Source organism: Streptomyces sp. (assembly GCF_035644915.1).
GTDB lineage: Bacteria > Actinomycetota > Actinomycetes > Streptomycetales > Streptomycetaceae > Streptomyces.
This window is the reverse complement of sequence record NZ_DASQNP010000054.1, coordinates 1-23,178: the sequence shown is the minus strand read 5'-3', so window position 1 is coordinate 23,178 and position 23,178 is coordinate 1. Positions and strand designations below refer to the sequence as shown.

General features: G+C 73.4%; 16 protein-coding genes and 1 pseudogene. 12 read left to right on the top strand and 5 right to left on the bottom strand.

The annotated features are described in order from the left end of the window. Positions 1–281 precede the first annotated feature (281 nt). The 3 genes from VE546_RS05630 (at position 282) to VE546_RS05620 (ending at position 4,765) form a co-directional block, all read left to right on the top strand. Positions 282–1,901 (top strand): carboxylesterase/lipase family protein, encoded by a 1,620-nt coding sequence (locus tag VE546_RS05630; protein ID WP_324919175.1) that lies wholly within the window; start codon positions 282–284, stop codon positions 1,899–1,901. 95 nt (positions 1,902–1,996) lie between these two features. Continuing rightward, positions 1,997–3,853, top strand: a complete 1,857-nt coding sequence (gene asnB / locus VE546_RS05625) for an asparagine synthase (glutamine-hydrolyzing) (protein WP_324919173.1) — start codon at positions 1,997–1,999, stop codon at positions 3,851–3,853. 57 nt (positions 3,854–3,910) lie between these two features. Further along, the gene (locus tag VE546_RS05620; RefSeq protein ID WP_324919171.1) at positions 3,911–4,765 is read left to right on the top strand and encodes an arylamine N-acetyltransferase family protein; all 855 of its coding nucleotides are present in this window, start codon (positions 3,911–3,913) and stop codon (positions 4,763–4,765) included. 468 nt (positions 4,766–5,233) lie between these two features. Here the strand turns inward: VE546_RS05620 and VE546_RS05615 are convergent, their stop codons facing one another. Next, entirely contained in the window at positions 5,234–6,430 is a 1,197-nt protein-coding gene (locus tag VE546_RS05615; protein WP_324919169.1) for an NAD(P)/FAD-dependent oxidoreductase, read from the bottom strand. Between the two features lie 416 nt (positions 6,431–6,846). Here VE546_RS05615 and VE546_RS05610 point away from each other — a divergent pair, with 416 nt between their 5' ends. The 5 genes from VE546_RS05610 to VE546_RS05590 all read left to right on the top strand — a co-directional run bounded on the left by VE546_RS05610 (position 6,847) and on the right by VE546_RS05590 (position 11,964). Further along, positions 6,847–8,019: a 3-deoxy-7-phosphoheptulonate synthase gene (locus tag VE546_RS05610; RefSeq protein WP_324919167.1), complete on the top strand. Its 1,173-nt coding sequence runs from the start codon at positions 6,847–6,849 to the stop codon at positions 8,017–8,019. 50 nt (positions 8,020–8,069) lie between these two features. After that, a complete protein-coding gene (locus tag VE546_RS05605; protein ID WP_324919165.1) occupies positions 8,070–8,840 on the top strand; it encodes a 2,3-dihydro-2,3-dihydroxybenzoate dehydrogenase in 771 nt (256 codons plus the stop codon). A 71-nt stretch (positions 8,841–8,911) separates the two neighbouring features. Further along, complete coding sequence (locus tag VE546_RS05600) at positions 8,912–9,535, top strand: isochorismatase family protein (protein WP_324919163.1); 624 nt, start codon at positions 8,912–8,914, stop codon at positions 9,533–9,535. After that, positions 9,532–11,406 (top strand): anthranilate synthase family protein, encoded by a 1,875-nt coding sequence (locus VE546_RS05595; protein WP_324919161.1) that lies wholly within the window; start codon positions 9,532–9,534, stop codon positions 11,404–11,406. The genes VE546_RS05600 and VE546_RS05595 overlap by 4 nt, the downstream gene beginning before the upstream one ends. 60 nt (positions 11,407–11,466) lie before the next feature. Next, positions 11,467–11,964: an Rrf2 family transcriptional regulator gene (locus VE546_RS05590; RefSeq protein ID WP_324919277.1), complete on the top strand. Its 498-nt coding sequence runs from the start codon at positions 11,467–11,469 to the stop codon at positions 11,962–11,964. A gap of 53 nt (positions 11,965–12,017) precedes the next feature. Here the strand turns inward: VE546_RS05590 and VE546_RS05585 are convergent, their stop codons facing one another. Continuing rightward, a complete protein-coding gene (locus VE546_RS05585; protein ID WP_324919159.1) occupies positions 12,018–14,666 on the bottom strand; it encodes an ATP-binding protein in 2,649 nt (882 codons plus the stop codon). 171 nt (positions 14,667–14,837) lie between these two features. Between VE546_RS05585 and VE546_RS05580 the strand changes: the two genes are divergently transcribed. From VE546_RS05580 to VE546_RS05565, 4 genes are all read left to right on the top strand, one after another. Continuing rightward, positions 14,838–15,911, top strand: a complete 1,074-nt coding sequence (locus VE546_RS05580; RefSeq protein WP_324919157.1) for an alkene reductase — start codon at positions 14,838–14,840, stop codon at positions 15,909–15,911. Between the two features lie 82 nt (positions 15,912–15,993). After that, a complete protein-coding gene (locus VE546_RS05575; protein WP_324919156.1) occupies positions 15,994–17,223 on the top strand; it encodes an MFS transporter in 1,230 nt (409 codons plus the stop codon). Between the two features lie 83 nt (positions 17,224–17,306). Beyond that, positions 17,307–18,437 carry a transaldolase gene (gene tal / locus VE546_RS05570; protein ID WP_324919154.1) on the top strand — a complete coding sequence of 377 codons (1,131 nt, stop codon included), beginning with the start codon at positions 17,307–17,309 and terminating at the stop codon, positions 18,435–18,437. A 649-nt stretch (positions 18,438–19,086) separates the two neighbouring features. Beyond that, positions 19,087–20,922: a helix-turn-helix domain-containing protein gene (locus VE546_RS05565; RefSeq protein ID WP_324919152.1), complete on the top strand. Its 1,836-nt coding sequence runs from the start codon at positions 19,087–19,089 to the stop codon at positions 20,920–20,922. Positions 20,923–20,924: 2 nt separating this feature from the next. On the opposite strand, the gene VE546_RS05560 is transcribed toward VE546_RS05565, so the two are convergent. The 3 genes and pseudogenes from VE546_RS05560 to VE546_RS05550 form a co-directional block, all read right to left on the bottom strand. Continuing rightward, positions 20,925–22,136, bottom strand: a complete 1,212-nt coding sequence (locus VE546_RS05560) for an IS701 family transposase (RefSeq protein WP_324919150.1) — start codon at positions 22,134–22,136, stop codon at positions 20,925–20,927. Positions 22,137–22,504: 368 nt separating this feature from the next. Further along, on the bottom strand, positions 22,505–23,041 hold the full coding sequence (locus VE546_RS05555; protein ID WP_324919148.1) for a shikimate kinase: 537 nt from the start codon (positions 23,039–23,041) through the stop codon (positions 22,505–22,507). Beyond that, a pseudogene (locus VE546_RS05550) lies at positions 23,038–23,178 on the bottom strand (chorismate synthase); the annotation flags it as partial. The pseudogene VE546_RS05550 and the gene VE546_RS05555, both read right to left, overlap by 4 nt.

Genomic DNA, 23,178 nt, shown 5'->3' with positions numbered 1-23,178 from the left:
AGCGGCCTGCCGCGGCTGCGGCGGCCGGCGAGCCGATGATGGTCATGGGGTGCTGATCTCCCTTCCGGCCGGGGGCGTCCCCGGCCCGGTGACGGACACGGTCGTCGCGGCGCGACGCGGGCCGTGGTCCTGCGCACGGCGACCTGACACAGTGCCGCCGCGACCTGACAGAGATACCGGGCGTTGTTGGAGGCCCTCCACGGCACCGGTGCACGATCGTTGCAGTCCCCCGACTGGTCATCGTCCTCCCCCGTCGCACACGCTGAAGCGAGGATCGGCGAATGTCCCCACAAGAGCAACACCGGCCGCCGAGGCCCTCCGCGCCGTCCGCCGCGCCGTCCGTGGCGGAACAGGGCGGTCCGGTGGTCGTCCGGACCACGGCGGGCCGGGTCGCCGGACGGCGCACCGGCCGGGTCACCGTGTTCCGGGGGGTGCCCTACGCGGCGCCTCCGGTGGGGCGGCTGCGCTTCGCCTCGCCGCGGCCCCCCGTGCCCTGGGGCGGGGTGCGCGAGGCCACCGCGTTCGGCCCGCCCTCCCTGCAGGGCGACTACCTGCCCGACAGCGCGGAGGACAGCCTCTACGCCAACATCTGGACCCCCGGCGTCAAGGGGCGCCGCCCGGTCCTGGTCTACATCCACGGCGGCGGCTGGCTCCTCGGCGCGGGCAGCGAGCCGGACTACGACGGCGCCCGCCCGGCCGACCGCGGCGACCTGGTCGTGGTCACCTTCAACTACCGCCTGGGCGCGCTGGGCTGGGGCCTGCACGAGGACCTCACGGACCCCGAGACCGGCTCCTTCGCCAACTGGGGCCTGCAGGACCAGGCGGCGCTGCTGCACTGGGTCCGGGAGAACGCCGAGGCCTTCGGGGGCGACCCGGACAACATCACGCTCGCCGGCACCTCCGCGGGCGGCTCCAGCACCTGGCAGCTCAGCCTCCTCCCCGAACTGCGCGGGATCATCAAGCGGATCGTCCCGATCAGCGTCAAACACGTGTGGGCCCCGGCGAGTTCGACCACGCCCGAGGAGTCCCGCACGGTGTACGAGCGCATCGCGCGGCGGCTCGGGACGACGGTCCCGGGCCTGCGGGAGGTGCCGGCCGCCGCGCTCAGGGGCGCGTGGGAGGAGACGTTCTCCGGCAGCCCGACGGAGCGCGCGGTGGAGGGCTGGCGCGAGTACCAGGGGCCGGTGGTCGACGGGCGGTGGATGCGCGGCTACGACTGCGCGCTGCCCACCCCCGACGTCCCGATGATGTGCATCCACGCCCGCACCGAGGGGTCGTTCTTCACCACCGGTCCGGGATACCCCTTCGACGGCCCGCTCCCGGCCGACGACGCGGGCCTGCGCGAGGCGGTGCGCGCCGTCCTCCACAAGGGCGCCGTCAAGGTCACCGACGAGCAGGTCGACGACTGCGTCGCCTTCTACCGGGAGGCCCTCGCGGCCGGGGGCCGGCCCGCGGACCCGGTGTCGGTGTGGACCGAGGTGTGGGGCGACGCGCTGTTCCGGTACCAGATCGTCCGGCTGGCCGAGCGGCACGCGCGGGAGGGGAGTTCGCCGCAGTACGTCATGGAGTTCGCCCATCCGGTACGGCCGCCGTACGCCGGCACGCCGCACGAGGCCAGCTCCAAGTTCCTCTTCGGCACCCACACGCTGCCGGCCAACGCCCCCGTGTACGGCGACGGGCCGCTGGAGCGGCGCGTCTCCGACACCCTGATCGACCTGGTGGCCTCCTTCGCGCGGGGCGAAGCGCCCACCAGTCCGTACGCCCCCGCCTGGCCCGTCTTCGATCCCGCCGGGCCCACCGCGCTGATCCTCGGCGGTGCGCGGGTGGCGGAGACCGGCACGCTCTCCGCCCTGCACCAGCTGCGGTACTGGGACACGGCCGACTGGGTTCCCCGGCCCTGAGTCCCCCGCAGCCGCGAGCCCCGGGGGAGCACCGCCGTGCCCGCCGGGCCGCCCCGACAAGGAGATCCACCCCTGACGAAAGGAGTTGAGCCCCCATGTGCGGACTCGCAGGCTGGGTCGGCTACGACCGCGATCTGACACGGCACGGCGACACGGTGTCGGCCATGGCGCGGACCCTGGAGTGCCGGGGACCGGACGACCGCGGCACCTGGGTGTCGCGTCACGCCGCCCTCGGGCACCGCCGGCTCTCGGTCATCGACCTGGAGGGCGGACGCCAGCCGATGCACATCACCGGGGAGGACGACGGCCTGCCGGTCATCGTCTACACCGGCGAGGTCTACAACTACCGCGAGCTGAAGCGGGAACTCGCCGGGCTCGGGCACACCTTCCGCACGACCAGCGACACCGAGGTCGTCCTCCACGCCTACCTCCAGTGGGGCGCGGAGTTCGCCGAGCGCCTCAACGGCATGTACGCGCTGGCCGTCTGGGACCCGCGCAGCGAGGAGCTGCTGCTCGTCCGCGACCGCATGGGCGTCAAGCCCCTGTTCTACTACCCCACCCGGGACGGGGTGCTCTTCGGCTCCGAGGCCAAGGCGATCCTGGCCCACCCCGAGGCCCGGGCCGCGGTCGACCGCGAGGGGCTGGCCGAGATCTTCGCCATCATCAACACCCCCGGCCACGCCGTCTTCAAGGGCATGCGCGAGGTGGTGCCCGGCACCGTCGTCCGCTTCACCCGCGGCGGCCACACCACCAGGACGTACTGGGAGCTGGAGGCCCGCCCGCACACCGACGGCCTCGACGCCACGATCGCCCACGTCCGCGAGCTGCTGGAGGACATCGTCGAGCGTCAGTTGATCGCCGACGTCAAGGTCGGCACGCTGCTCTCCGGCGGTCTGGACTCCAGCGCCATCACCGCCCTCGCCGCGAAGGTGCTCCGGGACCAGGGCTCCGAGGAGCGCATCAAGGCCTTCTCCATCGACTTCAGGGACAACGAGGAGACGTTCAAGGGCAACGGCATCTGGATGGACCCGGACACGCCGTACGCCATCGACGTCGCCCGGCACTGCGGCGCCGAGCACATCGTCGTCGAGCTGGAGAACAACGACGTCCTGGACGAGGACGTGCGCCGGCGCGTCCTGCTCGCCCAGGACCTGCCGATCTCCACCGGCGACATGGAGCACTCGCTCTACCACCTGTGCAAGGCGCTCAAGGAGCGGGTGACCGTCGCCCTGTCCGGCGAGACCTCGGACGAGCTGTTCGGCGGCTACAACTGGTTCTTCGACGAGGAGGCGGTGAAGGGGGACACCTTCCCCTGGTACGACGCCTGGCGCAGGCTCGGCGGCCTGGCCGCCATCAAGGAGATCGGCCTCTGGGACCGGCTGGGGCTGGAGGAGTACGTCAAGCAGCGGTACGCCGAGGCCCTGGCGGAGGTCCCGCGGCTGGAGGGCGAGTCCGCGTCCGAGGCGCGGATGCGCGAGCTGTCCTACCTCAACATCAGCCGCTGGGAGAACTTCCTGCTGGACCGCAAGGACCGCATCAGCATGGCCGCCAGCCTGGAGGTCCGGGTGCCGTTCACCGACCACCGGCTGGTGGAGTACGTCTTCAACGTCCCCTGGGAGATGAAGACCTTCGACGGCCGGGAGAAGAGCCTGCTGCGCGCGGCCACGGCCCACGTCCTGCCGGAGTCGGTGCTCAAGCGCAAGAAGAGCCCCTACCCCTCCACCCAGGACCTGGGGTACGTGCGGGCCCTGCGCGCCAAGGTGGCCGGCCTCCTGCGGAAGGACTCGCCCGTCCTCGACCTGGTGCCGGCCGACGGCATCCGCACGCTGCTGGACAAGCCGCTCGAGTCCTACGCCGGGCTGGGCGGCCTGTGGGGAACCCGGGCGGTCATGGAGCGCCTGGTGGAGTACGACGCCTGGGTGAGGGAGTACGGCGTGCGCGTCGAGGGATGATCCGCCAGGTCCGCGCCCGGCTCCGTCATGACCGATGTCGAGAAAGAACACGTTGCGATGGTCAATCCCGAACTTCCCACCGCGGTCGACGATTCGCCGGAGTGGGGCAGCAGGAACCTGGACCTCGATGCCTACCTCGCCCGGATCGGTTACGACGGGCCGCGTGACAACTCGTCGGAGACGCTGCGCCGGCTCCACCGGGCGCACATGAGCACGGTGTGCTTCGAGAACATCGACATAGCCCTGGGCCGGAAGGTCTCAGTCGATCTGGAGAGCATCGAGAGGAAGGTGGTGCGCGCGGGCCGCGGGGGCTACTGCTACGAGTCCAACCTGCTGTTCGCGGCCGCGCTCGACCGCTTCGGCTTCCCCGTCCTCCGGTTGCTGTCGCGCATCCGCGAGGGCGACCGGAAGCGTCGGTTCCGTTCCCACACCTGCCTGCTGGTCCGGGCCGACGGGGAGGTCTGGCTGGCGGACCCCGGCTACGGCTACGCGGGCCTGATCGAACCCATCCCGTGGCGGGAGGGTGCCGTGACCACCGTCGCCGACTGGACGTGGCGGCTCGTGGTGGACGAGGGCCACTGGGTGCTGCAGGTCCTGCGTACCGGGGACTGGTTCGACCTGTACGCCTTCCGCCCGGAGCGCCAGTTCGCCGTCGACTACCAGGCCGCCCACTACATCAGCTCGACGAGGCCGGGCTCGCCGTTCGTCGGCCAACTGGTGGTGCAGCGCGGCACCGAGAAGGCACGGTACCTGCTGCGGAACAACGTCCTGGTGACGGAGTACCCCGACGGGCGGGAGGACCGCGAGGAGCTGTCCCCGGCGGACGTGGTGAGCGTTCTGCGGGACGTCTTCGAACTCCCCCTGACCGAGGAGGACGAGCAGCTCCTCCTGCGGTTCCTCGCCCGGTTCTGAACGGCGTCCGGCCCGGGGCCGCCGACGGCCCCGGGCCGGACGCCCGCCACGGGACGGAGCGGCCCGTAAGCCGCTCCGGATCCACTGCCGGCACGGAAGCACCCCCGGCCGTCCGGTCTCCAAGCCGAGCCGGCTGATCTCCCAACTCGCCGTGCACGTCCGCCGCCTGGTCCGCGACGCCTTCCCCGAGGCCGGTGCGCGCGGCTGCCACTACCGGATCCTCGCCGCCCCGCAGGAGTACGGCCCGGTCGGCCGGGCGGCACTGGGACTCCCGTTTCAGCATGGGCCGCAGCGATGTCACCGCGGCCCTCGACGAGCTGTTCGCGCAAGGGCCTGGTGGAACGCGCCCCCGTCCCCGGTCACCGCGCACGCGGCACGGTCACCGTCACCGCGACGGGAGTCCCACGGCCGCGGCGGCCGGACCGGGCCCTCGACCGGGTGCGGCAACGGCCGCCGGGAGACGGCCGGTCAGACCGCCTGCGGTACGGGGCGGCTGATGTCCGCGGCCTCCATGATGGCGGTCGCGTCGTCGAGCGGGGGGTAGATCCACTGCTCGACGATGGTCCGCTTGCGGGCGCGGGCGGGCTCGCCCGTCAGCCGGACCGTCCGCTCCCAGCCCGTGGTCAGCACCGCTCCCGCCGCCCCCAGGTCCAGGCACGTGGTGTACGGCTTGGTGGCGAAGGGCACGGCCGGACGCCCCAGCAGGTCCGCCGCCGCGTTGTGCCCGGCGAAGCGGCCGAGCGGCATCGCGTGCTGGCAGCTCGGCAGGGTCCGCCGGCCGGGTTCCACCGGCGCCGCCGCCGTGTCCCCCGCGGCGAAGACCTCCGGCGCGCCGGGCACCCGCAGCTCCTCGTCGACGAGGAGCCGGCCCGTCGCGTCCCTGTCGCCCGGCAACTGGGCGGTCAGGGGCGAGGCCACCACCCCCGCGGTCCACACGACCGTGCGCGCCGGGACCACCGTGCCGTCGTCGAGGACGGCGCGGTCGGGTCCGATCCGGCCGAGGGACCGGCCGAGCAGCGTCTCGACGCCGAGCCGGGCGAGCGCGTCCTCGATGACCGGACGCGGCCCCGGCCCGAGCGCGGCCCCGACCACGGGGCTGCGGTCGACCAGGACGACGCGCGGCCGTTCGGCTCCGGCCACGGCCCCAAGGCGTCCGACGAGTTCGGTCGCGACCTCCAGGCCGGTGAACCCGGCGCCCACCACGACCGCCGTGAAGCGTTCCGGTCCCGGCGGCGCGTCGGGCAGCGCCCGCAGGTGCTCGTCGAGCGCGACCGCCGCGGGCAGCGTGTCGACGTCGTGCAGGTACCGCGCCCCGGGGATGTCCGGCCGGCGCAGGGTGCTGCCCGTAGCCAGTACCAGGCGGCGGTACCCCAGGGACCGCTCCGCGCCGTCGGGCCCGGTGATCGTCACCGTCCGGGCGCCGTGGTCGAGCGCCCTGGCCTCGCCGCGGATCCGGGTGACGCCGACGGGGCGCAGCACGCGGTCCAGGGGCGCCCGCATCCCGCCCGGGTCCGCCTCGTACAGGCGGGGGCGCAGGACCAGGTCCTCCTGCGGGGTGACCAGTGCGATGTCCAGTCCCCCGCCGGCCAGCCGGTTCAGACGGGCAGCGGCCACGGCACTCCACAGGCCGGCGAATCCGCCCCCCAGGACCACGATGTCAGGCATGAATCCTCTCCCCCTGCGGCACCGCCTCGGCGAGGGCGTCCGGGCAGGGGCCGCGGCCTTCGGAAACCCGGATACAGATTCTGGACACTAACCATCCAGATTTCCTCGCGCAAGGCCGGACCGGGGCCGGAAGCCCGCGACTTGATGGAGTCCCCGCCACGTGACGAAGTGCCACGACCGGCGTTGGCAGGCTCCACGGCCCGAATTCAGGATCGAAACCACAGCCCGCGCCTTCCGACGTCATCGGCGGCCCGTCCGTGCGGGTGGCGCCGCCGGTCACCGGGCCGCCACGCCACCGTCGGCGCACCGGCCGACGGGCGGGACCGGCCGAGACCGGCGGCAAGGCCGTGAGGAGTTCCGAGGCGGCGTCCGGGTGGACGGACGCGCCGCTCGACCCATTCGTTCCTGGAGGCACAGTGGAGACCCTTCTGCCCGACGTCCGACGGAAACCGGCCCTGCAACAGCCGGAATGGGGGGACGCGGCGCAACTCCAGCGGGTCCGTGAGGAACTCGCGGCCAAACCGCCGCTGGTGAGGTCCGAGGACCTGCGGACCCTCCGCTCCCTGCTGGCCCGGGTCGCCGCGGGGGAGGCGCAGATCGTCCAGGCCGGCGACTGCGCCGAGGACCCGGCCGAGAGCACCCAGGGGTACGTCGCGCGCAAGGCCGCCGTGCTGGACCTCCTGGCCGGCACCATGAAGATGATCACGCACAAGCCGGTGATCCGGGTGGGCCGCATCGCGGGCCAGTACGGCAAGCCCCGCTCCAAGCCCGTCGAACGGATCGGCGACATCGAACTGCCCGCGTTCCGCGGGCACATGGTCAACAGCCCGGAACCCGAGCCGGAGGGGCGGCGCCCCGACCCGGGGCGGCTGCTCGCCGGATACGAGGCGGCGTCCGCCGTCATGGGCCACCTGGGCTGGCACGACCCCGGCAGCCGGCGGATCATCGATCCGCCCGTGTGGACCAGCCACGAGGCCCTGCTGCTCGACTACGAGCTGCCCATGGTCCGCCCCGGCGAGGACGGCCGTCCGGTGCTGACCTCGACGCACCTGCCCTGGATCGGCGAGCGGACCCGCCAGCTCGACGGCGCCCACGTCGCCCTGCTCTCCCAGGTGGCCAATCCGGTGGCCTGCAAGGTCGGGCCCGGCATGGCCGTCTCCGACCTGCTCGCCCTGTGCGAGCGGCTCGACCCCCGGCGGGAGGAGGGGCGCCTGACCCTCATCGTCCGCATGGGCGCCGAGGCGGTCGCGGACCGGCTTCCCCCGCTGGTCGAGGCCGTGCACGACGCCGGGCACCCGGTCGTCTGGCTCTGCGACCCCATGCACGCCAACACCGTCGTGACCCCCGACGGGCTCAAGACGCGCTACGTGGAGACGGTCGAACGGGAGGTGCGGAACTTCCAGACCGCCGTCCGCTCCCGGGGCGGCGTCGCCGGCGGCCTCCACCTGGAGACCACCCCGGACGACGTCACCGAGTGCGTCGCCAACGCGTCCTTCGCCGACCGGGTGGGCGCCAAGTACACGACCTTCTGCGACCCGCGGCTCAACCCCTACCAGGCCGTCTCCGTGGTCTCCGCCTGGCGCGGCTGACCCGCCACGGCACGCCGACAGCGCACACATCACCGTTGGAGGACCGGCACATGAGCAACGAAGTGGCCCTCGTCACGGGGGCAGCGGGAGGCATCGGGGCCGCCGTCGTCCGGGCCCTGGGCGAGCAGGGCACGGTGGTCGCGGCCGTCGACCGGGACGAGGCCCGGCTCACCGAACTGGCGGAGAAGCTGACCGCGGACGGGCTCCGGGTGCGGGCGTTCGCCGCCGACGTCACCGACAGCGCCCAGGTGGACGCCGTGGTCGGCCGGATCGAGGAGCAGCTCGGCCCGGTGGAGTACCTGGTCAACGCCGCGGGCGTGCTGCGCCTGGGAGAGGCGCGCAGCCTCACCGACGAGGACTGGGCCACCACCTTCGCCGTCAACGTGAACGGCGTCTTCCACGTCTCCCGTGCCGTGGTCAACCGCATGATCCCCCGCTCGCGCGGCGCGATCGTCACCGTCACCTCGAACGCCGCGGCCACTCCGCGCGTCGAGATGGCCGCGTACGGCGCCTCGAAGGCGGCGGCGACCATGTTCACCAAGGCCCTCGCCCTGGAGGTCGCCCGGTACGGCATCCGGTGCAACCTCGTGGCGCCCGGTTCGACCGACACCCCCATGCTCCGGTCGATGTGGCACGACGAGTCCGGCCCGCGGGGGACCGTCGAGGGCCGCCCCGACGCCTACCGGGTCGGCATCCCGCTGCGGAAGATCGCCCGTCCCTCGGACATCGCGGACGCCGTGGTGTTCCTGCTGTCGGACCGGGCGGGGCACATCACCATGCACGGTCTCACGGTGGACGGCGGGGCCTCCCTCGGCGTGTAGCGCCTCCGTCCCCGACCCCATCCCCGACCGCGGCGCCACAGCGCGCAGAGGACGAACGGAGGAAGGACGCCATGGCAGGCATAGGGGCCATCCAGCCCTACCAGATGCCGGCAGCCGGAGACCTGCCGGCCAACACCGCCGGGTGGACCGTCGATCCCGCCCGGGCGGTGCTCCTCATCCACGACATGCAGCGCTACTTCGTGCGGTTCCTGCCCGAGGGGCTCCGCGACGAGCTGCTGCGCAACGCCGCCGCGCTGCGCGAGAACTGCGCCGCCCGCGGCATCCCCGTCGCCTACACGGCGCAGCCCGGCGGCATGACCGACGAACAGCGCGGCCTGCTCAAGGACTTCTGGGGACCGGGCATGCGGGTGGACCCCGCCGACCGGCAGATCGTGGAACCGCTCGCCCCCGCTCCCGGGGACTGGGTCTTCACCAAGTGGCGCTACAGCGCCTTCTTCCGCTCCGACCTGCTGGACCGGATGCGCGAACACGGCCGTGACCAGCTCGTGGTGTGCGGGATCTACGCGCACATCGGTGTGCTGGCGACCGCCATCGACTCCTTCACCCACGACATCGAGACCTTCCTGGTCGCCGACGCCGTGGCCGACTTCTCCGAGGAGGACCACCGGATGGCACTCGACTACGCCGCGCGCCGTTGCGCCGTGGTGCTCGGCGTCAAGGAGGTACTGGCATGACCGCCGGTCTGATGGGCCGCATCCTGGCGGCGGACCCGCCCCCCTTCGCCCTGCTCCACCGCCCCGAGACGATCGGCGTCGGCGTCCTGGACGTACTGGTCGGCGAGGTCTCCACACCGCGGACGCTGGCCGAGATCCCGCTGCCCGACGGCCCGGCCGTCCCCGGTGACCCGCGCCACGACGTCCTGGTGGTGGTCCCCTACCGGCAGATCGCCGAACGCGGCTTCGCCGCACCCGACGACGGCGCGCCGCTCGTCTCCATGACGGTCACCGGCCAGGAGAGGGTGTCCGTGGCCGAGGCGCTCACCCGGATACCCGACGACCCGATCGAGTTGTCCGGCGGCCGCTTCGACGTGGACGACGAGGCGTACGCCGCGACCGTCCGCCGGGTGATCGACGACGAGATCGGGACGGGCGAGGGCGCCAACTTCGTCATCAAGCGCTCCTTCGTCGCCGACATCACCGGCTACACGCCGCGCACCGCCCTCACCTTCTTCCGGCGCCTGCTGGAGCGGGAGTCCGGCGCGTACTGGACCTTCGTCGTCCACACCGGCGACCGGACCTTCGTCGGCGCGACCCCCGAGCGGCACATCAGCCTGCGCGAGGGCCGGGCCGTGATGAACCCCATCAGCGGCACCTACCGCTACCCGCCCACCGGCCCCACCCTGCCGGAGGTGATGGAGTTCCTCGCCGACCGCAAGGAGGCCGACGAGCTCTACATGGTCGTGGACGAGGAACTGAAGATGATGGCCCGCGTCTGCGAGTCGGGCGGCCGGGTCGTCGGCCCGTTCCTCAAGGAGATGGCCCGCCTCGCGCACACCGAGTACTTCATCGAGGGGCACAGCACCCGCGATCCGCGGGAGATCCTGTACGAGACGATGTTCGCGCCCACCGTCACCGGCAGTCCGCTGGAGAGCGCCTGCCGCGTCATCGAGCGGTACGAGCCCGAGGGCCGCGGCTACTACAGCGGTGTCGTCGCCCTCATCGGCCGCGACGAGCACGGCGGGCGCGCCCTGGACTCGTCCATCCTCATCCGCACCGCCGACATCGACGCCGGCGGCCGGCTGCGGATCGGCGTCGGCGCCACGCTGGTGCGCCACTCCGACCCCGACTCGGAGGCCGCCGAGACCCGCGCCAAGGCGTCCGGCCTGCTCGCGGCCCTGGAGACGCGCGGCACCGAACGGTTCTCCGCCCACCCCAGCGTCCGCGCCGCCCTGGAGCGGCGCAACACCGGCATCGCCGACTTCTGGCTGGCGGAGAACGGGTCGCGCGAGCAGCACGACCCGGCCCTGGCCGGACGGCGGGTGCTGGTCGTGGACGCCGAGGACACCTTCACCGCGATGATCGCCCACCAACTGCGGTCCACCGGACTGTCGGTGACGGTGCGCCGGTTCGACGAGCCCTACTCCTTCGACGGGTACGACCTGGTCGTCATGGGCCCGGGGCCGGGAGACCCGCGGGAGGAGCGGCACCCCAAGATCGCCCATCTGCGGGCGGCCGTACGGACCCTGCTCGACCGGCGGCGGCCCTTCCTGGCCGTCTGCCTGAGCCACCAGGTCCTCTGCCGGCGGCTCGGCTTCCCCCTGGTCCGGCGCGAGGTGCCGAACCAGGGCGTGCAGCGGGAGATCGACCTGTTCGGCGCCCGCGAACGCGTGGGCTTCTACAACACCTTCGCCGCCCGCTGCGACGAGGACAAGGCCGACTGCCCGGGAGTGGGCGTGGTGGAGGTCAGCCGCGACCCGGACACGGGCGAGGTGCACGCGCTGCGGGGGCCGCACTTCGCCTCGATGCAGTTCCACGCCGAGTCGGTGCTCACCCAGGACGGCGTGCGCATCGTCCGGACGCTGCTGGCCAATCTCCTGGAGACCTGACGAGTCCCGTTCACGGCTGTCCCGCCGAATTCCGGATATGTAGCATCGAGAACCATGAGGATGAGCGAAGGCGTGGAGTGGGCGCTGCACAGCATCCTGAACCTGGCCTGGGCCGGGCCGGAGCGCGCGGTGTCCGCCGCCCGGCTGGCCGCCTACTACGACCTTCCGCCGGCGTATCTCAACAAGCAGCTCCAGGCGCTGGCCCGGGCGGGCCTGGTCACCTCCAGCCCCGGTCCGCGGGGCGGTTTCCGCCTCGCCCGGAAGCTGGAGGACATCACCCTCATGGACGTGGTGACGGCCATCGAGGGGCCCGAGGAGGCGTTCCGCTGCACCCAGATCCGGCTGCGGGCGCCGCGGGGCCGCTCCCACGAGGACGACCCCGCCCACGAGTTGGCCGGGACCTGCCAGATCTCCCAGGCCATGCGGGAGGCCGAACTCGTGTGGCGGCGGGAGCTGGCCGGAAGGACCATCGCGGACATCAAGGAGCGCGTGGAACGCGTCTCCCCCGGTGTGCCGGTCCGCGCCCGCCGCTGGTTCGCGGCGGCGCGGACCTCCTAGGGCCGCCCGGGGCCGCGGGGTCCGGGGCGGCCCGGGGCCCCGCGGCCGGGCCGTCAGCCGAGGTCCAGCCGGGCGAGTTCCCGGCGGGAACCGACACCGAGCTTCGGATAGGCCTTGTACAGGTGGTGCTCGACGGTCCGGGGGCTGAGGAAGAGCTGCGCGGCGATCTCCCGGCTGCTGCTCCCCCGGGCGGCGAGCCGCACCACCTGCAGCTCCTGGGGAGTCAGCCGGTCGATCAGGTTCGCCGCGGTCGTCCGTGCCGCCGCGCCGGACTCACCGGTCGCGCGCAGCTCGGCGCGGGCCCGCTCCGCCCAGGGGGCGGCACGCAGCCGCTCGAAGGTCTCCAGGGCCGACCGCAGCGGCGCGCGGGCGTCACTGCGCCGGCGGGAGCGCCGCAGCCACTCGCCGTAGAGCAGTTCGGTGCGGGCGCGCTCGAACGGCCGTCCCCCCTGGGCGTGCAGCCGCAGCGCCTCCGTGTAGTGCTCCCGCTCCTCGCTGACCAGGGCCCGGCAGCGCAGGGCGACCGCCCGCGCCCAGGTCTGGCGGCCGGCCGCGGCCCAGGTCTCGAACCGGCGCAGCGGCTCCTCGGCGCGCTCGGGCCGTCCCAGCCGTACCGCCGCCTCGACCTGGTCGGCGGCCGAGGCGACGAGCAGCGAGGTGTAGCTTCCGGGGCCGGGGCGGGCGACCGCCTCCAGGCGCCGCAGCGCGGCCTCGTACTCCCCCGTGCCCAGGTCGAGCAGGCTCAGGGCGCTGTCGGCGGCCGCCCTGTCCCCCTCCGGCACCTCCCGCGCCAGGCGGCGGCACCGCTCCCCGTCGCCCTCGATGGCCGCGATGCGGGCCGGTACGTCGCCCAGCCAGGCGATGCGCTGGTGCAGGCCGGTGTCGCGGGCGATCTCCACCGCCTCGGCGACCGACGCCTCGGCGTCGCGGTGCAGACCGGCCAGGACCTGGGTCTGCGCCAGGATGTGCAGCACCTGCGGCAGCGCGCCGATCAGCCCCCGCTTGCGGCGCCGCTCCACCTCGGCGGCGGCCAGCGCCAGCGTCGCGGCGTCGTCGCCCAGGATCACGCCGCTGTGGAGGACGCGCATGCGCTCCGCCTCGTCCTCCGTCTCCCGGGCGGCCACCCGGTGGCCCTCGAGGAACTCGGCCACCAGCGGCAGGCCCCCGGCGTAGTCGCCGTCGACCAGGTGCGCCATGCCCCGCACCAGCAGGTCGGGGCGGCCGGCGGCCTCCAGCCGCCGGGCCGCCGTGCGCACCGGGTCCGGATCGCCGCAGAACCAGGCGTAGGTGGCGCCGGCGCGCAGCATGGCGGCGGCCTGCTCCTCCCCGGCCCCGGCCGCGCGCTCGATCAGCAGCCGGGCGGCCTGCCGCCGCTCGCCCAGCTCGAACACCACGGCCGCGCGGATGGGGGCGAGGGCGGCCGCCTCCCGCGGCTCGTCGGTGAGCTGCTCCGCCTGCTCGGCCAACTCCGCGGCCTGGCCCGCCTGTCCGGCCGCCAGGGCCAGGGCCGCCGCCTCGCCCAGCCACCGCGCCCGGGCCGCCCGGTCGGTGGCGAGGCGGGCGGCGTGCCGGTACAGGCCGGCCGCGGCGGCGTAGGCGCTGCGGTGGCGGGCCCGTTCGGCGGCCTCGGCGAGTTCGGCCGCGGTGTCCTGGTCCGGGACGGTCGTGGCCGCGGCGAGGTGCCGGGCGCGGCAGTCCGGGTCCATCGCCGCCTCGGCCAGCGCCTGGTGCACGGCGATCCGCCGGGCCAGCACGGCTCCCTGGTAGGCGGCGGAGGCGATCAGGGGGTGGCGGAAGGCCACGCTGCTCTCGGTGACGAGCACCAGCCGCTCCCGCTCGGCCGCCTCCAGGTCCTCCAGGTCCACGCCCATCAACTGCGCGGCCTTCAGGAGCAGGGGCAGGTCGCCCCGGCCCTCGGCCGCCGCGATCAGCATCATCAGCCGCGTCCGTTCGGGCAGCCGGCCGATCTGCGCGCGGAAGGACGTCAGCACCCGGTCGGCGACCGGCAGCGGCACGGCGCGGTCGGGGTACTCCCGCTGCGCGGCGGCGAACTCGATCAGCGCGAGCGGGTTCCCGGCCGACTCGGCGATCACGTGCTCGCGCAGCGTCGGGGCGAGTCCCTGGTCGGCGAGGAGGCGGGCCGCGTCCCCGGAGTCCAGCCGGGACGGCCTCAGCTCCGTGAGCCCGGGGGCCGTGAACCCCTCCTCCCGGGTGGCGAACACCATCGCCACCCTCTCCGCGGAGAGCCGCCGGGCGGCGAACAGCAGCGCCTCCGCCGTGGCCTGGTCGAGCCACTGGGCGTCGTCGACCAGGCACAGCAGCGGGCCCTCGTCGGCCAGGTCGGCCAGGAGGGTCAGGACCGCCAGGCCGGTGAGGAACCGGTCCTGGCCGGACAGCCGGCCCGCGCCGAGCACCGCCTTGAGCGTGGCGGCCTGCGGACCGGGCAGCGCGTCCAGGCGGTCCTGCACCGGCCACAGCATCTGGACCAGTCCGCCGAAGGCCAGGTCCGCCTCGGGCTCGATCCCCTTCACCCGCAGGACGCGCAGGCCCCGGCGGGACGCGGACTCGGCGAGCCAGTCCAGCAGCGCCGTCTTGCCGATCCCCGCCTCACCGCGCAGCACCAGAGCACCGCTGCGGCCGGAGTCCGCCGCGGCGAGCAGCCCCTCGAGCTCCGCCTGCTCGGTGGACCTGCCGTACAACACGAATCCGACCTCCGCTTGCTCTCGGTGATCCGGCGGACCGCCTCCGTAGGTGCCCCGCCAAATCTACGTAACGAACAACAGAAAACCTACTGATTCGATCGACCCCGCCCCGCACCTACCGTCGTGACCAGGACCTCGACCAAGTGGCCGACGCCACGGAGGAGAACGAGCATGAAGGAACTCTTCGAGCCGCTGCGACTCGGCAAGCTGACCCTTCCCAACCGGCTCGTCATGGCGCCGATGACGCGCAGCCGGGCCTCCAAGGGAGTGATCACCGATCTCGCGCCCGTCTACTACTCCCAGCGGGCCGGGGCCGGTCTGATCATCACCGAGGGCACCCAGCCCAGCGTGATCGGGCAGGGCTACATCGACACCCCCGGCCTGCACGCGCCGGAGCACGTCGCGGCCTGGCGCCGGGTCACCGACGCCGTCCACGACCGGGGCGGCCGGATCTTCGTGCAGCTCATGCACTCCGGCCGGGTCGGCCACCCCAGCCTCTACCCGGACGGCGCGCTGCCGGTGGCGCCCTCGCCGATCGCCTCGGGCGAGCAGATGTACACCCCCGAGGGGATGCTGGACCACCCCACGCCCCGCGAGATGACGCTCGACGACATCGCGACCACGGTCGAGGACTTCGTCTCCTCCGCCAACCTCGCGGTCGAGGCCGGCTTCGACGGCGTGGAGCTGCACGGCGCCAACGGCTACCTCATCCACCAGTTCCTCGCGGACGGCAGCAACGTGCGCAACGACGGCTACGGGGGCTCGGTGGAGAACCGGATCCGCTTCGCCGTCGAGGTCGCCCAGGCGGTCAGCGACGCGATCGGCCCCGAGCGGGTCGGCATCCGCATCTCGCCGGGCAACACCGCCAACGGGATCTCCGAGAGCGACCCCGCCGGGCTGTACCGGGCCCTGATCCGGGCGCTGGCGCCGTACAACCTGGCCTACGTGCACGTGATGGAGTTCGGCCACCGCGAGGTCACCGAGGCGATCCGCGAGGAGTGGCCGGGCACCCTGATCCTCAACCCGCACGCGACCGGCGAGGAGGAGCGGGTGACCCCCGAGGTCGCGGCCGAGGTGCTGCGCGCGGGCCTGGCGGACGCGGTCAGCCTCGCCTCGCTCTGGCTCGCCAACCCGGACCTGCCCGCCCGCATCAAGGCCGGCGGCCCCTACAACGAGCCCGACCCGTCGACCTTCTACGGCGGCGACCACCGCGGTTACACCGACTACCCCACGCTCGACGGCTGATCCGGGCAGGCCGGCGCACGGCGGCGGCACCGGTCCCGTGCGAAGCCGGGCGCAACCACAACGAACCCATGGAGGAGGAACGATGAGCGAATCACTCGCCGACCCCGGCATCGCGCGCCCCGCCGGACCCAGCCGGCCCGCCCCCCGTACCGCGCGGACAGGGGCCTTCTGGCTCGCCCTGATGGCCGGGCCCCTGTCCTTCGGCATCGCGGGACCGGCGCTGATCCTGGACGACGTGGCCGCGGACCTCGGCGTCTCGACCGGGGCCGCGACCTGGATCGTGACCGCGTTCGGCTGGGGCATCGCGGTCGGCACGCCCCTGCTGGCCGGACTCCTCGGCCGCCGGGGGGTACGGGCCGCGCTGACGGTCTGCGGCCTGCTCGTGGCGGCCGGAGCCCTGCTGGTCGTGGCGGTGCCCGTGCTTCCCGCGCTGATCCTCGGAAGCGCGCTGCAGGCGCTGGGCACCGCCGGGCTGACGGCGACCGCCATGAGCCTGGCGGAGACCCCGCGCCGGATGGGGTGCGTCACCGCCTCGCTCGCGGTGGTCGGTTCGACGGCCCCGCTGGTCGGATCGCTGGTGAACGACGTGCTCTCCTGGCGTGCCGCGCTCGCGCTCCCGGTGCTGAGCGTGCTGGCCCTGCCCGCGGTCCTGCGCGGCGCGCCGCCGGCCGAGGCGGAGCGGGACCGGTTCGACGCGGTGGGTGCCGTCCTGATGACGGGTCTGGTCACCGCGCTGGTCTTCGTCCCGCACCGGCCGCTGGTCGCGGGTGTCTGCGCGGTGGCCGCCGCCGTGCTGCTCGGCCTGCACCTGCGCGCGCGGCCGGCCGGTTTCGTCCCGGCCGTCCTGGTCCGCACCCCGGCGTTCCTGTTCTCCGCGGGGCTGGCGCTCGCCCTCGCCGTCGTCAACTTCGGTCTGATGTACGCGATACCGGAACGGCTGTCGCGGTACACGGAGTGGACGAGCAGTCAGATCGGGGTGGCCATGGTGTGGCCGCTGCTGCTCGGCGGCACGCTCTCCTGGTTCGTCGTGGCGGCCTCCGCCCGGGTGGGTCGCGTCCCGGTCGCCGCCGTCCTGGCCGTCATGAGCGCCGCGGGTGCCGTGACGGCGTGGCTCGGCACCGCGTCCCTGGCGCTGCTGGTCGCCCAGGGCCTGGCCTCGATCGCCGCGGCCTCGGGGCAGGGGGTGCTGGCGGTCCACGCCACCTCCGCGGTGCCGGACGACCACCGGCCGGCGGCGATCGGGCTGTTCAATCTCTGTTATCTGCTGGGGGCGGCGTTCGGCCCGGCTATCGTGGCACTTCTCACACTGTGACAGCAGCCGTCTGTCCGCGGGGCGGAGCCGGTCTCGGCCGGGTGCGCCCCGCGCCCTGATTCCGAGAGGAGTCGCATGCACCCATGACACCCGAGCCAGCGGCACCGCGCGGGGATCTCCGGCTGGGCGGACTGATGGCGGAGGGGGTCTCCCCCTGGCTGGAGGGCGTCAGCCGCGACCGGATCTCCTCCGGGTATCTGGCGCGCCTGGTCGCGGAGACCGGTATCCGCGGTGCCACCACCGACCCTGTGACACTTCTGCGGGCCCTGACCGGCACCACGGCCTACCGCGGGCAGCTCGCCCGGCTCGCCGGGCGGTGCGCGACCGCCGAGGCGGCGCTGCGGGAGCTCCTGGTCCGGGACGCCCAAGCGGCCTGCGACGAGCTGAGGGGCGTCTTCGAGGAGACCGGGGGCGGGGACGGTCTGGTGTCGGTGGACCTGGACCCCCGCCACGTCCACGACGCGGCGGCCACGGTGGAGGACGCCGAGGCCGTGGCCGAGGCGGTGGGCCGGCCCAATGTCCTCGTCAAGATCCCGGCCACGGCCGAGGGGCTCGACGCCATCAGCGCCTGCATCGGCCGCGGCATCGGGGTGCACGTCACGGAGATCTTCTCCCCGCACCGCTACGGGGCGGTCGTCGCGGCGTACTTCGACGGGCTGGAGCGCGCCCTGGCGTCCGGCCGGGAGCTGTCCGCGATCGTGTCGGTGGCCTCCTTATCCGTGGGGCGGCTGGACGCCGAGGTGGACGCGCGGCTGGACGCGCTGGGCACCCCGGAGGCACGGGCGCTGCGCGGCGAGGCGGGACTGGCCACCGCCCGGCTGGCGTACGAGGTCTACGAGGAACGGCTCGGCCTGGGCCGCTGGCGTCCGTTACGGGCCGCGGGTGCCCGCCCGCAGCGTCTGGCGTGGACGGACACCTCCGTCACGGGACCTCCCCCGGCCCGTACCCGGTACGTCGACCGGCTGGTCGCCTGGAGCACGGTCACCTTGCTGTCCCCGCCGGTGATCGAGGCGGCGGTCCTGCACAGCCGTCTCCAGGGTGACACGCTCACCGGGGAGGCGAAGGCGGCCCGGACCGTCTGGGACCGGCTGGAGCGGGCCGGCGTACCGCACGACACGGTCACCGCGAAGCTGGAGGCCGACGGCCTGCGGCGGCTGGTGACCCTCCGGCGCAGGCTGCTCTCGGCGGTGGCCGGGGGTCCCGGCGGAGCGTAGGGCGCCGTCCCGGTGCGGCCGGGCCGCACCGGGACGGACTCCCGGGACGGCCCGGCCGCCGCCGTGTTCCGGCGCCGGGGGCGGAGAAGCGGGGCCGGAGCCGGCGGCGCACCAGACACGGGGAATCCGTACAAGGGTGGAAAGCCGGACGCCGCGGAAAATTCCCTGCAGCGGGCAAATAAACGGAGACGGAAACTCAGGAGTAACAGTCTTCACGACAGGGTGAGCACCGAACGTAATCGTCCGGTCACATTCTTCTCTGTCGTGAAGGTGCCCGCGGCGCCGCCTCCGTGCCGATTTTCCCTTCCGGGGCCGTCCGTGGTTTTCCCCGGGACGACACCGGGGAAGGTGGCTCTCCAACACATCGGACGGTCTCCGGTGGTGATCTCATCACCACCTCGTCGAACTCCGGACCGGTGCTTTGCGTTCCGTAATCACGGCAGTTGACGACTGCGACGTGCGGTGCGTAGCTTCCGGGCCATGGCCGGACAGCCAAAGACGCGAATACGGGGGAAGGGCTATCGTGGCTCAGAAGCAGCCCGCAACAGGTCCCAATGCCTTTGCCGTACTGGAGTTGTTGGCCAGCGAGGCACCGGCTGATCACTTCGATTCCTTGGTGTCGGAAGCCCGGGGGGCCGGTGTTTCCGATGTGGAGCTGGCACAACTGGAGAGCGCCCGGCGACTCGCCCTGCGCATCCAGTCCCAACTCGACAGACGGCAGCAGCGCGAGGCGGACCTCTCCAGCCTGGTCGACACCGCGCGCGACCTCGCCGCCCCATACGACCTGGACACCGTCCTGCAGGTCATCACCCGGCGTGCGCGGTTACTGCTCGGAGCCGACATGGCGTACGTCAGCCTGCCCGACGACGAACAGGAGACCTTCCGCGTGCGGGCCTCCGACGGCCACACCTCCAGGCTCGTCCTCGGTCTGCGGCTGCCGGAGGGGCTCGGGCTCGGCTGCGACGTCCTGGCCAGTTCGGCGCCCTTCTGGACCCCCGACTACCTCGCCGACGAGCGGTTCCGGCACGGCGAGACCCTCGACGACGTGGTCAGGACCGAGGGTCTGCGCGCCATCATGGCGGTGCCGCTGAGCCACGGCCGCGAGCCGTTCGGCGCCCTGTACGTGGCCGACCGGGACGTGCGGCACTTCACGGCGGACGAGATATCCCTGATGAACTCCTTCGGCGACCTGGCGGGCGTGGCCATCGAGAGGGCCCTGCTGCTGGACCGGACCGCCGCCGAGGTGGCCGCGCTCGAGCGGTACACCTCGCGGGCCGAGGCCGGGCTGCGCGAACTGCGCGAACTCAGCGACTTCCACAACCAGTTGCTCGACATGGTGCTGCGCGGCGGCAACCTCCAGGTCCTGGCCGAGGAGGCGTCCCGGAGCCTGGCGGGTCCCCTGCAGATCCACGCGACGGACGGCACGCTCCTCACCAGCACCGGGGAGATACCGGAGCCCGACGAGGCCGCCCTGACCGCGGCGACGCTGGAGGCCTATGCGTCCCGGGAGCCCATGGAATTCGGCGACAACCTCCTGGTGACCCCCATCGTCGCGGGGGACGAGTGCCTGGGCAGGCTGCTGTTCCGGCCCGTCACGCCCGTCACCGAGCACACCAGACGGCTGCTCAGCCTGGTCGCCCAGACGATGGCGGTCCTGCTGATGCTGCAGAACAGCAGGACCGCCATCCTGGAGGGCCAGGGCCGCGACGAACTGCTCGGCGAGCTGCTGGTCCGGCCCAACCGGCCCGCGCAGCAGTTCGAGAAGCGGGCCCGGCGGCTCGGCATCGACCTCCACAAGCCCCACGTCGCGGTCATCGTCCGCCCCGAGAGCGACACCCAGGGCAAGGAGACGGTGTGGGCGGCCGCGTACGCCCACCGCAAGGACGGGCTCAAGAACACGCACGACCACCACACCGTGCTCCTGCTCCCGGCCACGGACGCGAGCGCGGCCGCCCGCGAGGTGTTCGACGAGCTGTCCCCCCTGCTGGGGAAGGAGGTGACGGTGGGGGCGGCGGGCCCGGTGTCCGATCCGGGATCGGTCCACCACGCCTACCTCGAAGCGCGGCGCTGCCTCGACGCCATGACCGCGCTCGGTGTCACCGGACGCTCGGCCTCCGCCCACGAACTGGGCTTCCTGGGGCTCCTCCTGTCGAAGAACCACGATGTGGACGGCTTCATCGAGTCCGCCATCGGACCGGTCCTCGACTACGACCGGCAGCGCGTCACCGAGCTCACCCGCACCCTGGAGGTGTACTTCGGTGCCGGCTGCAGCCCGACGCACGCGGCCAAGAAGCTCCACGTGCACCCCAACACCGTCGCCCGCCGCCTCGAACGCATCACCGAACTCCTCGGTGCCGAGTGGCAGCAGGCCGACCGGGCCCTGGAGATCCAGGTGGCCCTGCGGCTGTGCCGCATGCGGCGCACGCTGCGCCAGGGCGACCTGCCGCCCGCGGCTCGGCAACACCACGACACCGGGGAGGGATAGGTTCAGAAGGTTTCCCGCCGCTCGGTGACACGGGTCAGCGCGGCCACGGCGTGAGCGGCCGACGCGAGGGTGATGTGCCGGTGCCAGCCGCAGAAGGACCGCCCGGTGTAGTCCCGGATGCCCACGCGTTCGGCGATCTCGGAGAAGTCCCGGTCGACCCGGCGGGTGATCTTGGTCAGGCGCAGCAGTTCCGCGGGAGAGGCGGACACCAGATCGGTGAGCCACAGCTCGGACGGCCAGGGCCGGCCCGCCTCTCCCGTCGCCAGCAACAGCTCGCCCCGCGCCCCCGGAGGGCCCAGGTGTCCCGGGCGTGCGGGAAGCCCGACCCGTACCGCCGCGGCGAGGCCGTTGCGCGCGCCTCCCTGCAGGCCGTGGTCGCGCCAGATCACCGGGCGCCGCATGTCCCTCGCCTCCCACATGATCTGGTGCCCCGGCAACTGCTGGCCGTGTATGCGCAGGGCGGGGTCGGCCACCCGCAGCCGGACGGTGCCTCCCACCCGGACCAGGAACGGCAGCCGGGCGGCGCGGAGCCGCTGGACGACGGCCAGCGCGTCCGCGTCCCGGACGTCCACCACGACGGGCCGGACGGGCAGCCCCCAGTGCCGCGCCATCTCCAGACAGGCGTGGGTCGTGCAGTCGGTCAGCGTCTCCGGGCGCACGTCCTCGGGTATGGACGCCCTGCTGCGCCGCTCCTCGTCGTCCAGCCACGCCTGGGAGAGGTGCAGCCGCCAGTTGACGGGGACGCTCGTGCGCTCCGAGGCGGCCCACACGCCGACCGCCTGCTGTCCGTTCAGGATCTGGCCCAGCGAGGGGACGTAGCGCCGTTCCACCCCGACCGAGTTCTCCCCGGCCTTCGGGATCATCATGGGCCGTACCACCCACGCCGCCGGCGGTACGGAGCCCATCAGGTACCGGGCCAGCGCCCGGCGGACCGGCACCCAGTCCCAGGGGGAACCGGAGACGAAGTGGTGCAGGCTCTGCTCCGCCGCCTGGCCGCCGATCATCGCTGCTATATTGCGGACGGACTTGCGGCCCTCGGCGCCCAGCAGGCCCTGGATGTACTCCATCCCTCTGCGCCGCTGGTCGCTCCGCGGCAGTGACACGAAGAGCGCGGAGCCGAGCTCGGCCAGTACGACTTCGTCGGTGGCGGTTAAACGGCAGACCTGCTCGTTCCGTGCCACTTCGCGCGTCGCGTGCAGGGCAGTGCCACTCATCGCTCCCTCTCCTGGAACACTCGGTCGATCCTCAAGCACCGCGACAAGGGTGGATGAGGAGCGCGCGGGCCGCCTAGGTGTACTGGGCACACGCTTGGCGGGCAGTTCGGTGGCGGATTCACCGTTCCGGCTCCTCGCCCCGCCCCACCTGCCGCACGGAGTTTCGGCGAGCATGTGCCGCAGCCACCGCAGAAAGCCCTTGTCACGCGCGGTGCACGGCCGCCTCTTCACCTGCCGGCCGCGCCACGGCCCTCTGACCAGGCCTTTCGGGAACGTCGTGTGGTGTTGTGTCGTGACCGGTTCGTTATTGTGCTCTCCGCACCGTCCGCGGAGCCCCGCGTGGGCGGGGCTCCGCGGATCCGGCCTGTTCAGCGCCTCGGGGTGCTTTCCGCTCCCGCGGGCCGCAGGGCGTCCAGGACCGCTTGGGCGACCTCTTCGGGGTCGCGGCCCTCCGTGCCGACAACCGCGCGGGCCACCTGGGTGTACAGCGGCCGGCGCTGTTCCATCAGGGTGCGCCACCGCTGCCGGGGGTCGACGGCCAGCAGCGGGCGGCCGGTGCCCGGACCGACCCGCCTGATCGCCTCCTCCTCGCCGACGTCGAGGAAGACCACCGGCAGCCCGGTGAGCAGGTCACGGGTGCCGGGGTCGAGGACGGCGCCGCCGCCCAGCGCGAGCACCCCGTCGTGCTCCGCCACGGCCCGGGCCACCGCCTCCTTCTCCAGCGCCCGGAAGAACTCCTCGCCCTCCTCGGCGAAGATGTCCGCGATCGGCCGCCCCTGGGCGGCGACGATGTCGGCGTCGGTGTCGCGGTAACCCACCCCCAGCCGTCGGGCCAGCAGCGCACCGACGGTGGATTTCCCCACACCCATCGGCCCGACCAGCACGATCCTCGGTCCGCCGCTCACCGGATTTCCAGGTGCTCGAGGTAGCCGGTCACGTTGCGGCGGGTCTCGGCCACACTGTCCCCCCCGAACTTCTCCGCCACCGCATCGGCCAGCACCAGCGCCACCATCGCCTCGGCCACGATCCCGGCCGCCGGCAC